Origin of the sequence: Caldisphaera sp. (assembly GCF_023256325.1) — an archaeon.
Taxonomy (GTDB): Archaea; Thermoproteota; Thermoprotei_A; order Sulfolobales; family Acidilobaceae; genus Caldisphaera.
On the sequence record NZ_JAGDXI010000040.1, the window covers coordinates 65384 to 79803 of the forward strand.

13 protein-coding genes and 1 tRNA gene are annotated in these 14420 nt (G+C 30.2%); 10 read left to right on the plus strand and 4 right to left on the minus strand.

The features are described from left to right. Nucleotides 1–22: 22 nt before the first annotated feature. From Q0C16_RS05790 to Q0C16_RS05805, 4 genes are all read right to left on the minus strand, one after another. Nucleotides 23–4228 carry a DEAD/DEAH box helicase gene (locus tag Q0C16_RS05790; RefSeq protein WP_292320353.1) on the minus strand — a complete coding sequence of 1402 codons (4206 nt, stop codon included), beginning with the start codon at nt 4226–4228 and terminating at the stop codon, nt 23–25. A 60-nt stretch (nt 4229–4288) separates the two neighbouring features. Beyond that, nucleotides 4289–5227, minus strand: a complete 939-nt coding sequence (locus Q0C16_RS05795; protein ID WP_292320355.1) for a transcription initiation factor IIB family protein — start codon at nt 5225–5227, stop codon at nt 4289–4291. A 5-nt stretch (nt 5228–5232) separates the two neighbouring features. Beyond that, nucleotides 5233–5511: a hypothetical protein gene (locus tag Q0C16_RS05800; protein WP_292320357.1), complete on the minus strand. Its 279-nt coding sequence runs from the start codon at nt 5509–5511 to the stop codon at nt 5233–5235. 264 nt (nt 5512–5775) lie between these two features. Beyond that, a complete protein-coding gene (locus Q0C16_RS05805) occupies nt 5776–5988 on the minus strand; it encodes a hypothetical protein (protein ID WP_292320359.1) in 213 nt (70 codons plus the stop codon). A 263-nt stretch (nt 5989–6251) separates the two neighbouring features. On the opposite strand from Q0C16_RS05805, the gene Q0C16_RS05810 reads away from it, so the two are divergent. The 10 genes from Q0C16_RS05810 to Q0C16_RS05855 form a co-directional block, all read left to right on the plus strand. Next, nucleotides 6252–6665 carry an Lrp/AsnC family transcriptional regulator gene (locus tag Q0C16_RS05810; RefSeq protein WP_292320361.1) on the plus strand — a complete coding sequence of 138 codons (414 nt, stop codon included), beginning with the start codon at nt 6252–6254 and terminating at the stop codon, nt 6663–6665. 10 nt (nt 6666–6675) lie between these two features. Then, nucleotides 6676–6966 carry a signal recognition particle protein Srp19 gene (locus tag Q0C16_RS05815; protein WP_292320363.1) on the plus strand — a complete coding sequence of 97 codons (291 nt, stop codon included), beginning with the start codon at nt 6676–6678 and terminating at the stop codon, nt 6964–6966. Between the two features lie 74 nt (nt 6967–7040). Then, a complete protein-coding gene (locus Q0C16_RS05820; RefSeq protein WP_292320365.1) occupies nt 7041–8216 on the plus strand; it encodes a TIGR04053 family radical SAM/SPASM domain-containing protein in 1176 nt (391 codons plus the stop codon). Between the two features lie 10 nt (nt 8217–8226). Then, a complete protein-coding gene (locus Q0C16_RS05825) occupies nt 8227–9189 on the plus strand; it encodes an Lrp/AsnC family transcriptional regulator (protein ID WP_292320367.1) in 963 nt (320 codons plus the stop codon). After that, nucleotides 9186–10379, plus strand: a complete 1194-nt coding sequence (locus Q0C16_RS05830) for a radical SAM protein (protein ID WP_292320369.1) — start codon at nt 9186–9188, stop codon at nt 10377–10379. The genes Q0C16_RS05825 and Q0C16_RS05830 overlap by 4 nt, the downstream gene beginning before the upstream one ends. Then, nucleotides 10354–11022, plus strand: a complete 669-nt coding sequence (locus Q0C16_RS05835; protein WP_292320371.1) for a bifunctional precorrin-2 dehydrogenase/sirohydrochlorin ferrochelatase — start codon at nt 10354–10356, stop codon at nt 11020–11022. The genes Q0C16_RS05830 and Q0C16_RS05835 overlap by 26 nt, the downstream gene beginning before the upstream one ends. Before the next feature lie 79 nt (nt 11023–11101). Further along, nucleotides 11102–11179: transfer RNA gene (locus tag Q0C16_RS05840), tRNA-Arg, on the plus strand. Between the two features lie 74 nt (nt 11180–11253). Then, nucleotides 11254–12273, plus strand: a complete 1020-nt coding sequence (locus Q0C16_RS05845; protein ID WP_292320373.1) for an integrase — start codon at nt 11254–11256, stop codon at nt 12271–12273. A 349-nt stretch (nt 12274–12622) separates the two neighbouring features. Continuing rightward, nucleotides 12623–14098 (plus strand): hypothetical protein, encoded by a 1476-nt coding sequence (locus tag Q0C16_RS05850; protein WP_292320375.1) that lies wholly within the window; start codon nt 12623–12625, stop codon nt 14096–14098. Beyond that, the coding region (locus Q0C16_RS05855) for a hypothetical protein (protein ID WP_292320377.1) at nt 14082–14420 on the plus strand (339 nt) is incomplete at its 3' end. The genes Q0C16_RS05850 and Q0C16_RS05855, both read left to right, overlap by 17 nt.

Consider the following 14420-nt stretch of genomic DNA (forward strand, 5'->3'; position numbering starts at 1 on the left):
TAGTAATACCTTCCTTACCATTTTAATACTTGTAAAAATATGATGCTGCATATTTATATTTGTTTAGAAAATCCATTAATATTTCATTTCTATTATTCTTTTTAACTATAAAGACTAAATATCCATAGTCCATAAGTTTTTCCTCTTTTCCTTTGTTAATATAAGCCAAAATCTTTTTATAAGCTTGGTTAGAAAACTTTGGAGTCATGCCAGTTATTTTTCTATATTCTTTTTCAACTACATCTAGGGAATCATAAGAATTAATAGCAATTGTTACATTTTTATCTCCAAAAGTTCTCTCCATATCAGATATTGTTTGAGCTATTCTTTCAGCACATCCCTTTAATGGTGTACATTCAATAACATTGCCTAAATCTTTAATTTTTTTGTAATCAGGTTTTTGTGAGTCTCTTGTTAAATATTCTTCAACTCTTTTTTTGATTAAAGGATCTACGCTATTTGAACCGTTTCTAGATCTTATTGCAATAGCCTCTTCCATTATTTTTTGTATTTCTTCAATTTTTTCTATCTCTCTGTTAGAGAATCTTAATACTTCATTAAAAACTTCATGATCTAAAAATTTAGCCTGCCTCTTTTCTCCTGGTGATAAAGTTATTAATGCAATTAAGTTTTTATTATAATCAGATACAATTGATTTTTCGCAGTAATCTTTAGATAGGCCTTTTTCCTTTCCCAAAGTAATTAATGCTTCGTATTTGCTACTGTTTAACTCGCATAAAGCCGTCATAACATCTATAGGTTTGAATTCATTGTTTATTTTTTCTAATCCTCCTCTGGCTAAACAATAACCTTTTTCTAATGGTACACACCATCCATAGATTAATTCTATTTCTCTTTTATTTGCTTCATAGGCTTTTAATGGTCCTCTTACTAAAGAATAATCTAATACTCCAGCATTTCTTAATACATCCAAATATCTTACTGCAGCCCACTCATCATTTGTGAGAACATCTAATGGTATAGGTATAATTTCAACCTTACTTGCCTTTTCAGCTAATAAGGATCTGTATGCTAGTATTTTATTATATACTTTAAGAACTCCACTTGCTCTAATTGCTGATTTTTCAGCTAATGATTTTCTTCTTATAATATCGTTTGGATTATAAAGTGTAATAATTCTAGCTTCTTTTCCATCCCTGCCTGCCCTTCCTGATTCTTGATAAAAATCTTCTATGCTTTCACTAGGCATACTATGTATAATCCATCTTACATTCGGTATATCAATCCCCATACCGAAGGCTTTTGTAACAACGGAAATTCTTGGTCCTTTCCCTGTTTTTGAAGATTCTGATAGAACTTTTTCAATTTCTCTTCTCTTTTTTTCATTTAATTTCCCATGATAAAATAAAATATCTAAATTTAGTTCATCAGATAGCCATTTTGATAAATTTTCAGCATTAAACCACCATGCATTTTTACTTTCTACATAAGGGGCAAAAATTAAACCAAGCCAAGGTTCATTAAAATTGTTTGCAAATTCAATTAAACTTTTTGCGTTGCTTGCTAAAATTTTAACTCTATCTTCACCCTTTTCCGGAACTGGTATTACATCAAACTTCAATTCATCTCTTATAGTGGGTGCAATTAGAACCTTTGGCTTACCATTATAGTCAATATTTAACGTTTCTTCAGTTTTTAATGAGATGTTATGTATTTCTGCTTCATTATGATCATATCCTAAACTTTCTAATATATCGTTTATTACATCTCTTGGTGCAGTTGCTGTTAATGCTATAATTGGTGGATATCCATTGTTTCTAATTTTCTGCAACTTAGATGCCATGTATAAATAGCTTGGTCTAAAGCTGAATCCCCATTTAGAAAGGGTATGGGCTTCATCTAAAACTATTAAAGATGGATTGCCTTTTTCAAATATATCATCAATAATATCAGTTCCAAACCTTTCTGGAGTTATATATAAAAAGTCTAAGTAACCAGCTTTTGTAGACTTTATAGCGTCTATTCTTTTCGATAAAGGTATACTCGAATCTATATACAGAGTCTTAAACCCCCTTGATTTAGCATTTTCTACCTGATCATGTATTAGGGCTTTTAATGGAGAAACAATTAGAGCTGATCCTCCAAAACCAGAGTCTTGCAGTATTTTTGAAATTATTTGAAATATAGCACTTTTTCCTGCACCAGTTGGTAAAATTACTATTTCTATTGTTGGATTGCCTTTTTCAAGCATTTTAAGGAAAGTTGATATACTAGTTTCCTGATAAGGTCTCGGCTTTGATTTCCAAAGTTTATTAAAGTAAGAGTTGACTTCCTCTAGAATATAATTATAGTTTATACCTTTTTTTACATTTATGTCTTGCTTAGGTTCAACGAGATCTACAAAATCCTTATTTTCATATAATGATAAAGCTCTTGATACTGTTTTGGCTCCATATTTTGAGGCAATCTCTAAAGTTCTATATGTATAAAAATCGTAATACCCTTTTCCATCATAACTAACATTATTTACTATTCTTTCTGGAAACATTAATACAATATCATTTGCAAATGATGAAATCTCTGGGAACATTAAATTTTTCTCCCACGAAATTACTCCAATCTTATTATCAATAAACCACATATTGGAGTCATTGATGCTGCCTAAATATATTCCGTCTATAGCATTGCTAATAATTTTTGCTAGAGCATCATTTGGCGTAATAATAAGTTTTTTGCCTTCGTTACCAAATAATTTTAATGCAGATTCCGCAGCTTTGATTGGATCTTTAATTTCATTAGATGTAGATAACACCTTTATTTTAGTTTTTGAAGAGGCTAGTATATTTAATTTTTTTGAAATTTCAGGGTGCATAAATGTTTCTGTAACTATTTCCTTAGCTTTAATATTTGATTCATTATTTATTTGAATACCCCTAGGATCATTGTATTGATATTCTTTTTTACAAGGTATATTAGCACCTATATTTATCATCTCTTTTTCCCAAATTGTTAATCCATGCATAAATAGACAATCCTCATTATTTTCTACGCAATCCAATTTTACCTTATCTATTTTTTCCACACAGTCCAGATCCCAAGGTTCTATTTGATATGATTCATTATTATTGAGTTCTTTGTTTTTTATTATATTACCTATTATTAAGTATGGTAATGATTTATCAAGTTCATTACCTCTTTTTATTGTTGCAGCCTTTGTTATTTCGCCATGTCTTACTCTTAAGGATGCAATTGAAACTCTTGCTGCGTAATCCCATGAATTACCAGTTAATGGCAACTGCTTTAAAATGTAAGGTTTCCAAATAGGATAAATAAGTCTTGGCTTATCAGTTACTATAAAATAATTATCTTCCAATTTTGGAATTTGAGTATCGGGAAGATATTCTGCATTTTTAACATCTTCTGGCATGTTTTTCCATTCTATACCTAACTGATCCATAATCTTTTTAGAAATAAGAGATATATAATATACTGCTTTAGCTGGAGTAGTTGATAAAGGTATTAACAAATGATAATATGCTGAAATTAATGACAGTTCAGAATCCGGAAATGCTATTGAATAAAGATTCTTGGCATTGATTTTGTTATAACTGTCTAAACTTCTTCCGCAATCACCCCAATATATAACTTTTGAAGGTTTTGCAGACGATAATAATAGTTCAAGACCTTCCTTTGGATCTCCAATCCTCCACTCAGATCCTTTAGGAGGTATTTCTATTTCGTTATCGTTTATATATACATAAATTTTATTTTCAGAACAATACAGTGAAATTAAATCAGCTTTGTTAGATAATATAGATTCCTTGCCCAGTTTTTTTGAAGCTTCGTTTTCCCATTTCGTTATTCCTAAAGCTAACAATGCATTTCTAGACTCAATTAAGGCTGATGAAGATACACTACAACCTTTTGCTGACAACATTATTACATCTTCATAAAGGCCTAATTTGCTGAGATATATAGATAAAGTTTCTGAATCCTTTGGACAATATTTGATGCTTCTTAAAATTCTACTGAGCCTTAGTATATTTATGTTATCTTTGTTATCTAATAAGAGCTGTGCATAATCAGAATAGTTATTTTTTGTTGATTTTACATACCATTCTATTAAATTTAGGTATAAATTTTTTAATAAGTTGTTGGAAATTTTTCTTTTTTGTAACAATATCTTTTTAGAATTATGATATAATATTATTGAAATTATTGTTAATATTATTAATATTGATGAGACCATGATTATTATATCTAGCAACTTTTACACCAAAAGGTAATACTGGCATTTTAAGTTTAAAAGGAGAAAATGTAAAAATAATTAAAGGTAAACCACAACTGCCATGTTTCCTATAAGGAACTTGTAAAGCTTTCTAACAGTAGATTCCTTAATAGATACGGAATTTGCTATCTCCTTTTGACTAATATCATAACCGTTTAGCCTTGATATTAAATATACTGCAGCAGCAGCTATAGCTTCAGGCTTTTTACCATAAAGCGTTTTTCCTGACATTATAGAATTATTGACAAATCTTATCGATTCTTCTATTACTTGTTGATCTAAATTTAATGTCGAAACAATTCTATTTATGTAAGTTACTACCCTTGTTAACATTCTGTCCTTATTATCAGCATAATTAACTTTTTGTGCCTCTATATATCTAAATTCTTGTAATATACCAAGGTCATTCAGTCTCTTTTTCCCTTCCCAGATTTTGTTGTTATCTATACCCATAAATTCTTCTATTTCTGATTGAGATATATTTAAATTATAAACCTCTACAACTTTAGCAAGAGCTGCAGCAACTATAGCCTCTTTGTCTTTACCAACCGAATTTCCATTTTTTTCAACATATTTGTGTAGTATATAACCTAAAGTTTCTCTAGGATGTACGGATAAGTTAAAATAATCACTTACTTTGTTTGCTAAAACAAATAATGCTATCCTAGGCATTTCTTGTCTCGATGTTGCATGTTTCATGCTCAGTCTTCTATTATTTAATGATTTCAAATGATTTCTAACTTTCGGTGGAACAAAGGTTATAACGCCATCTCCTTTATCATGTCTTAAATAAGTTGTTCCCTGAGAAGCCCTCTCAACACCTTTCGTATTTTGTATACCTTTCTCATTATATGACCTCCATTCTGGTTTGTCTACCAATAAGTTTTCATCTATCACTATGCCACATCTTTGGCAAACAACTTTACCTTCTGGTGTTGTTACCAAATCTCTTGATCCACATACAGGACATCTTTCCATAAGTTTCACCTCTTATGATACCGGTTCCAATATCTTTTTACTTCAACAAAAAACACATCATTCATATTAATTTTATCTTTGCTAAGCTTTACAACAGCGTATGGTTTGTTTACATTTCCTATTATATCGCTTATTTTACCTATCAGATTAAACTTGCTATCATAAACGTTACTATTTATCTTCAATTTTAAACCTTTATTTTCTATGTTTACCAAGATATAGTTAAATATTATATTTCTCGGCTTTCCTAGTAATTCGAGTTTTTTATTTGATGGAACCGGCAATAATACCTCCCCTCTCTTATTATAAATCCCTTTTAGTAAGAGTAATACTGGTGTATTTTATGCTTTAACACAATTGAAACAACTCAAAAATCTATAATGAAATTTTATGAGTTCAAATGTATACAAAGAAAGGTATACTAGAATTATATTTTTAAAGCCTTTTTAATAAAGCCTATTTTAATTGAATATATAATTCAATGACAAACCTATACTAATATACTAAAATCTTTAAAATACAAGTTAATTTTCATTATAAAAGAAAAATTATTTTGCATTATTCTCATTTTGTTTTTCTTCAATTTTAATTCCTTTAGCTTCAGCCTCTTTTTTAAGAAAATCTAAAACATCATATGGATCTCCTCCAAATCTATCCTCTATGGAGTTTAATTCTCTCATCCATCTTTTTCCATATATTCTCTTTGCTAATTCGATAGTTTCATCTAAAATCTTTTTTGCCTCTTTTACTGGATTTTCCACCAATACTCACCCTATAGTTAATCATATACTAAAAATTAAGCTAGGGGATAATAAAATGTTTTTAATTATAAGCAAAATACTTAATTTGTTAATAAAATGTTTTTAATTATATTTTTATGTTATATTAATAAAAAAGAGCTTTAAAAGATTAATTAATATATTATTAATACACGAAATACTAAAGATATAAATCTTTTAGTCATCCTATATTTAGTGAGTAGTGTATCTAAAACCAGGCTAATATGACTGAGGTGCATGGTAGATTGCCGCGTAATTCAGATGAGGTAGAAAAAGCAGCATTGGAAACAATAAAGGATCATAAAGATGGTGTGTTGCAAAGCGAACTTTGGAAAATGATGGGATTAGATAGCAGGGAAGGGTCTAGACTTGTTTTAAGATTAGCTAAGAAAGGTTTAATTAAAAGGGAACAAGTAATTGTTAATGGAAGGAGAACTTACAGGTTATTTATAACAGAAAAACCAATTGAATCAAAGCTATTAAACATCAGCCTATCCTCAATTTTGGACATACCATGTACAACATGTCCTCATATTGATGAATGCGGATTGGGTGGATATTATGAACCGTCAACATGTCCATTAATGGAACTTTGGCTTAGAAAGGAAGTAAAGTTGTCAATTATAAGGAAAAAACAATTAATGCAGCAGGCAGAGTAGGTTATGTTTCATGCCAAAGGAAGATAAATTTGTAATTTGGCCTGCTTATTTAGATTCAAGCTTATCTAGAAATAATGGTAGAAAAATTCCAAAAAATAAAGCTGTAACAAAACCGAGCATCGAAGAAATTATAACAGTAACTAAAAAGTTGGGATTAAATCCAATAATTGAAGAAAAGAAATATCCTAAATTATGGTATGAGCAAACTAGGAGGGTAATTATATTAAAAAAAGGTAGTAAAAGAAAAATTTTAAGTTTGATATCGGATGAAATAATAAAGATGAGACAAAAATCTAAGTAATAATTATACAAGTCTATATAAACATATACTACTTAATATTTATTTAGAAAGTATTTACAGCTATGGGATAAGCTATGAGTCATAGAGAGTGGCCTATGGATGAAAAACCTATACTAATATTTTGGGAGACTACCAAAGCATGTGGACTTGCATGTAAGCACTGTAGAGCTGAAGCCATAACAAAACCCCTACCAAATGAATTAAGCCACGAAGAAAGTATAAAACTAATTGATCAAATATCTGAATTTGGAAGACCTTCTCCCATATTGGTTTTATCGGGTGGAGATCCTTTAATGAGAAATGATATATGGGAGCTAATAGAATATGCGAAAGAGAAAGGAATTGTTACTGCTTTATCTCCAAGTGTTACCCCTCTATTAAATGATAATACAATAGAGAAGATTTCAAAATATGGAGTATCTTCTGTTTCTATAAGCATTGATTCACCTTATAAAGAAATACATGATAAAATAAGGGGTATTCCTGGAACATGGGACAGATCTATTGAAGTTGTTAGAAAAATGAATGAAAAAGGAATAAAAGTGCAAATAAATACGTCCGTTATGAAATCAACAGTTGAAGGACTTCCAGATATGGTTGATTTGTTAATAAATAAGTTGAATGTAAGAGTATGGGAAGTTTTTTATCTAATACCTGTTGGAAGAGGTAAATTTGATGAAGATTTGACTAAGAATGAATGGGAAGATGTCTCATCTTTTTTATATGAGGCCAGTAAGTATAATATAACAATAAGGACTTCAGAAGGACCAATATTTAGAAGGGTTACCTGGCTTTATAAATCTCTAGAAAGAAAAGGTATAGATCATGAAAAAATAATAAAACATGGAAAACTCTATTACGATCTCGTTAGCAGATTAAGAGAGAAGTTAGGAAAACCAAAGAATGAAAGTAAGGCAGAAACTCATGGCACTAGAGATGGTAGGGGCATAGTATTTGTGTCTCATGATGGTTATGTATATCCAAGCGGCTTTCTACCATATCCAGCTGGAAATATAAAAACCAGAAGCATAATAGATATCTATAGAAATTCAGAGCTTTTCAAGAAATTGAGATCTTCTCAAATAAAAGGAAAATGCGGATTATGTGAATTCAAAAATATATGTGGGGGTAGCAGAGCAAGATCATTTGCTTATACTGGGGATCCATTAGATGAAGACCCATCATGTTTATACAACCCAGGGGATTACGAACAAATATTAAAAAATTATGGTTTAAGTTATGATACTTGAGGGTGATGTTATGGATCAAATTGATAAAGAGATCTTAATGGAATTGCAATATGATTTCCCATTGCATGCTAGACCATATGATGATATAGCCAATAAAGTAGGAATAGGGTTACAAGATTTATTAGAAAGAATAAACAATTTAAAAAAAGATGGTATAATAAAGAGAATTGGCTTCTACTATAATTTTAGGGCTCAAGGTAATGAGGCAGCTTTAATAGCTTTTGAAGCGGGCGAAAATTACAAAAAATTAGCTGAAATAGCTATGAAGGATCCACTCGTTACTCATAGTTATTTAAGGAGTCACCCGATTTACAATGTTTGGATAGTTGCTAAGAGAGCTAGCAACGAAGAATTGATTAATTTAGCGGAAAGAATGACCAAAGAGTCTAATTCAAAATCTTATGTTGTTTTACTTTCTAAAAGAACCTATAAATTAAGTGTTAAGTATGATATTATAAACGGAGTCTCTAAGGCTGGAAAATACGCATTATTACCTGAACATCCTCCACTATTGAAAGATTTAGGCATTGATAAGGATTTTCCATTATCTATAAGAAGTATTCCTATAAATGAAAAGCCTTATGATTTTGTTTTAAAGAAATATGATTTAAAGGAAGAAGAGCTTGAATATATAATAAAGAAGTTATTAGAAAAGGGTGTTTTAGCTGACCCTGGGGCTGCTTTGGATGGAGAAAAACTCGGATTTAAGGAAAATGGTATGGTAGTTATGGAACCTAATGGTAATGAAGAATTAATATGTGAATGTGCAGCATCAATGAGTTTTTCAACACATGTTGTCTTAAGACAATCAATACCAGAGGGAAAATGGAAACATGTAAGCTATGCTATGGTTCATGCTACAGAAAAAAAGAAAATAGAAGATATGGCTAAAACTCTCAAGGAAAAATGTAATCCGAGAGACCTCATGATTATATACAGTTTAGCTGACTTAAAACCGGGTGTAGTTAGATGATTCCTATAAGTGTTATGGTAACTGGCGAAGGTACAGTATCTTCAAAAATTAAAGGGCATTATAATAAAGAAAAGCCTTCTAGTTTTTCCAATGAGCTAAGACCAGTTGTTTTCTGGAATATAACTTATAAGTGTAACTTAAATTGTGTGCATTGTTATATAGATGCATCGTCAAAAAGCACAAGAGAAGAATTAGGTAGAGAAAAATTAATTGAGATAGCGAATGAAATATTAAAAATGGAAATTCCATTAGTAATTTTTACAGGAGGAGAACCCTTATATAGGAAAGAGTTCTGGGAATTATCAGAAATATTGTCTCACAGGAAAAGACCTAAGCTTGGTTTAAGCAGTAACGGAACATTGATAACTGAAGAAAATGCAAAGAGATTAAAAGAACTCGGCTATGATTATATTGGCATATCACTTGACAGCATATATCCAGAATATCATGATAAATTTAGAGGTTATGAAGGTGCATTTTCGTTAACAATGAAAGGTATTGAAAACTCAATTAAATATGGTATAGATGTAGGAATAAGAACTACCATAACAAAATATAATATTTCAGAAATACCAAGGATGATAGATTTTGCAGCAAAAATCAACGCCAAAAGAGTATCATTATATTTGTTAGATACGATAGGTCGTGCAGTTAATATAGTTTCGGATTTACCTACAAATGATCAATTAATTGAATTGGCAAAAGAACTTATTGAAAAAGCAAAGGAATATAAAACAAAATTAGAAATCCAACTAGTTAGAGGAAACTTTATTGGAATATATATTGCAGACAGAATTGCAAATAATAAAGAGGATTTTCTCAAATATCTAAAAATGATAGAAGCCCAAGGTGATTGTGGAAGGAAAACAATCAGTATATACCCTGATGGAACTGTTAGACCATGTCAATTTATTGAGGATTATATAATAGGTGATCTGAAAAAACAAAGCTTAAAAGAAATCCTTAGCCTAAACAATAAAACTCTTGAAAAATTTGTTAATTTATCGGAAAACTTAAGAGGAGAAAGATGTTCTTCTTGTTTATTTAAAAAGATATGTGGAGGGGGCAGTAGAGGCAGAGCTAAAATTGTTAATAAAGATTTCTGGGGAGACGATCCTTTATGCTTTTTGGATTATAATGAAATAGAAAAAAGGTGGAATTTAGATGGCACACATACCTTTATATATTGATTTTTCAGGTTTAAATGTATTAGTAATAGGAGGAGGAAAAGTAGGATATAGAAGAGCCAAGACTTTTTTAGATGAGGGAGCAAATGTTACCATTGTGGCTTCTTATTTTAGTGAAGAAATAAATGACATAAAAAATAATAGCAAAGTCAAATTAATAAATCTTGAGATAAGAAATTCAAAAGATATAGAGAAATTAATTGATGAGAATGATTTGATAGTAATAGCCACAAACAACTATGAAATAAATAATGAAATCTACGAGTTAGCTAAGCAAAAGAGGAAGCTAATTAATAATGCTACAGAAGCTTCAAAAGGTAATGTTATTGTCCCATTTAGGAAAAAAATCTACGATTATTTGGAAGTTGCTGTTACCAGCTTAGGTTATACTGGTATAGCAGCTAGAAGAAGTCTAGAAAAAATAGAGAAATGCTTAATAAATGACATAGAGATCAAAACGCTATATGATTCTATGAAGGAATTGAAAAAGTATTTAAAAGAAAATATTAGTGATTCCAAAATAAGATATAATTTATATTTTGAAGTAGAAAAAGATGAAATTTATGAAAAATATGTTAAAGAGGGTAATATAAAAAAAGCATTGGAAAGAGCTAAGGAAATTGCGAATCAATACATTAAAGGTTAGTAAAGCTTTAAAATTTTATTAGCAAACTAAATTTTTGGCATAATACCGAAAGGGTGCCAGGGCCTAGAGGTCCTATTTTGGACCCGTGGCTCAGCCAGGATAGAGCGTCGGCCCCCTAAGCCGAATGTCGGGGGTTCAAATCCCCCCGGGTCCGCCACAAATCATAAATTTCATATAAGCTCATAAGCTCTACTTTTCAGATTCATATAAACTGGTTATGGTTCCCGATTTATGAGAGGACTGGGAACAGGAGTTGTAAAAAACGAATCTATAGACTATTCCTTGGCTTTAAATATACTTGCTTTAGCTTCTAAAGATGAATATTTGAGGAATGCCATTCTTAACTTCGTTGTTAAGGAATATAAGGAAGAGTTGAGGAAGATGCTCGGCATAAGTTTGTCAAACGTAAAGATGGAGTGGAGTGGGGACTTTGAAAACTTCCTTTCTGAAAGGAAGAAGAGGAAGAAGGTGAAAAACATCGAGACGCTAAATTACTACAAAGGCCTTTTTGACAAACACTTGAAGGGCAAGGAACTTAGCGAAGAATTGGTTGAATATGTTGTAAACAACAAAAATAAATGGTTGAGAAATGTCTTCAGGCATTACATACAGTACCTTTATATGAAGAGGAAGATAAGCCCTGAAACATTTGGCTGGATAATGGAGGCGGTTCCTTCAAGAGGCTATAAGCTCAGCGTTAGGCCTTATCAAATAAATATTGAAGACGTTAAAAGAACCCTTGATTTTTTAAGGGAAAATCATGAAGTCTATTACATGATATACAGGATTATGCTTGAGTCAGGGATAAGGAAGGAGCACGCAATAATGCTTATTGAGAACTGGAATCCAGACGAGGAAGTTGAAATCGATGAAATGGTAACAAAGAGGCTAGTAAAGTTTTCGGAATTTTCTAGATACTACATAGGCTTAAGGGAAGGGAATAAGCCATGCGATTGGGTATATTTTAGCAACAATACCTTAAAATTAATAGAAAATATCTCTCCTAGAAACATAAACAAAGACCAAGTAACAAGGTATGCAAAGAGAAACAACTTAATTTTACCTAAGTACATGAGGAAAGTATCGTGGAGGCTTCTTATAGAGGCAATGCCTAGGGAAGTTGCTAGATTTATACAGTCAAGGTTTGGAGAGCTAAAAATAAGCGAGGCCAGATATGAAGACCTCTTATCTGAGGCAGATAAATACTATACAAGATATCTTGAATTATTAAAAAACAAGGTTGAGATTTAATCAGCCAAAATATTATAAATTATTCATTAAAGAATCTTAATATTTTACTTTTAAATATTCCTCATGCTGTTAAAGCAGACTCGCAGTCTCTTTAGGCTTCTCATTGAAAATAGAAATTGGTAATATATCTATATTATATCTAAAAACATATTTTTATTATTAAAGCAGCTTTAAGTAATTTGTATGAAATATTTGATTTATATCAATTTATGAGACAATAGAATTCAGAATAAAAATAGTAAAATTTTTATCTTTATTATTGGTTTATTAATGAAATTCTCAAAATTTCATTAAGTAATAATTTTATTACCAAAAAGAATAAATATAGCTGTTTATTAAAAACATATAAATGGGATCAAATTTGCAATTAGCTGAACCTGCATATTGTAATAATCCATCACCATCTTATGATGTTGTTTGCAATATAATGAACCAGTGGCTATCTCAATCATCGCAAAAAAATTTGGTAGGAAAAACTAAAAATGTGATTGAAGAAACTGCTAAGAATTCTGTTAGAATTATGTATAAAAATGTATTTGTAGACCCTGATCAATTCATATTGGAATTCCTTCAAAATGCTGAGGATGCTAGATTTGAGTTATGCAATAATAAGCAAGAGTTATGCAATGAAAATGGCTTATTCAGGATAAGGATTTTTAAAGATAAGATTATAATAGAAAATAATGGTAAAAATCTAGATAGAGATGACATTATTAGCTTGTGTACGGTTAGTCCAAGAAAGAAACCATCAATTGGCTATAAAGGTTTTATAGGAATCGGATGGAAGTCAGTTTTTAAAATATCGCATCATATAGATATAGCTTCTAAATCGCTAGATGGAAGTTACTTTGTTTCATTTCAATTTTCTAAAGATGCATGGAATAATCCTTATTTGAGAGAAATAATAAATAAATTTAATCTTAAACCAGATGAGGTTGCTTGGGAACTTACTCCAATTCCTACATCAATGCCAGAGGATCTAGATAAAGGATGGACTAGATTTACTATATTCATAGAAGAGGAAACAGCTAAACAGCTCAGTAAAATTGTAAATGAAAAGCTAAGAGGTCATATGTTCCTATTTCTTAAATACATAAATAGAATAGAAATTGAAGATAATATAAATGATGTGAAAAAAATTATAGAGTGGAATCATGAAAAAGAGCCTGAAAAACTCAATAATATCAATATATACAAGTACAAGATATCTGAAAAAGCTCAACCTATTAATAGTAATAATTCAAATAAATTGGATGAAACCATTGGAAGATATATAATGTTTTCAAAAGAAATAGATGTGCCTGATTATATAAAGAACGATAATGAAACAAAAAATTCTAATAGGGAAGATGTTGAAAAAAGAGAAGTTTCAATTGCATTTGAGCTTGATACAAATAAAAATGAGATTAGGAAATTCAATAGTTCTCAATTGTTAGGTGTTTATTCTTTCATGCCATTAGATGAAGTTAAAAGCGGTCTATACTTTTTAATACAAGCGGATTTTATTATACAAGCAGGAAGGAAGACTATTAATTACAACGCTAAATGGAATAAGTGGCTCATGGAAGAAATAGCAGATCTATTAAATGATTCTATTTCATATCTTAAAGAGAACTACACTAAGTCATATCCCACTATATTAGATTATGATGAAGATATAAGTCAAGAAATGAAATTACTTCTTAACGATACAGTATGGAAGACTATTAAGGAAATTTATGGCCCGCCATCAAAATTAAGTGTTCTTGATAACTATGAAATTAGGGATTCATTTGATGAAGTTTTCAAACCAGAAGATGAATTTATATATGAAAAAACTAATTAATGACGATGATTTGAGCATAATTTTTGGTAAAAAGTTGAAACCAATCTATAAGGAACAAAGTCTTTCAAAACAAATGGAAGACCAAATTAAAAAGCTTAAGATTACTGATTTACTTGATAAAAAATTTGTTTCTGAAATGCTAAGAAAGGACAGAGAAAGGACATATAAATTATTAGTTAGCCTCTATTCTTATTTTATAAAAAATAAAATAAAAATAGATGATAATAATAAAATCTTACCTGATTTGCAAAACAATATTGAAGATATTAACAATAAGTTTAAATTTATCAATGAAAAAATTAATCCTCTTCCCGAAAACTTA

Bases quoted from the DNA above. Each gene is read 5' to 3' on its own strand.
- Q0C16_RS05825 (WP_292320367.1), top strand. From the start codon at position 8,227: ATGGATCAAATTGATAAAGAGATCTTAATGGAATTGCAATATGATTTC.
- Q0C16_RS05820 (WP_292320365.1), top strand. From the start codon at position 7,041: ATGAGTCATAGAGAGTGGCCTATGGATGAAAAACCTATACTAATATTT.
- Q0C16_RS05845 (WP_292320373.1), top strand. From the start codon at position 11,254: ATGAGAGGACTGGGAACAGGAGTTGTAAAAAACGAATCTATAGACTAT.
- Q0C16_RS05835 (WP_292320371.1), top strand. From the start codon at position 10,354: ATGGCACACATACCTTTATATATTGATTTTTCAGGTTTAAATGTATTA.
- Q0C16_RS05850 (WP_292320375.1), top strand. From the start codon at position 12,623: ATGGGATCAAATTTGCAATTAGCTGAACCTGCATATTGTAATAATCCA.
- Q0C16_RS05815 (WP_292320363.1), top strand. From the start codon at position 6,676: ATGCCAAAGGAAGATAAATTTGTAATTTGGCCTGCTTATTTAGATTCA.
- Q0C16_RS05830 (WP_292320369.1), top strand. From the start codon at position 9,186: ATGATTCCTATAAGTGTTATGGTAACTGGCGAAGGTACAGTATCTTCA.
- Q0C16_RS05795 (WP_292320355.1), bottom strand. From the start codon at position 5,227: ATGGAAAGATGTCCTGTATGTGGATCAAGAGATTTGGTAACAACACCA.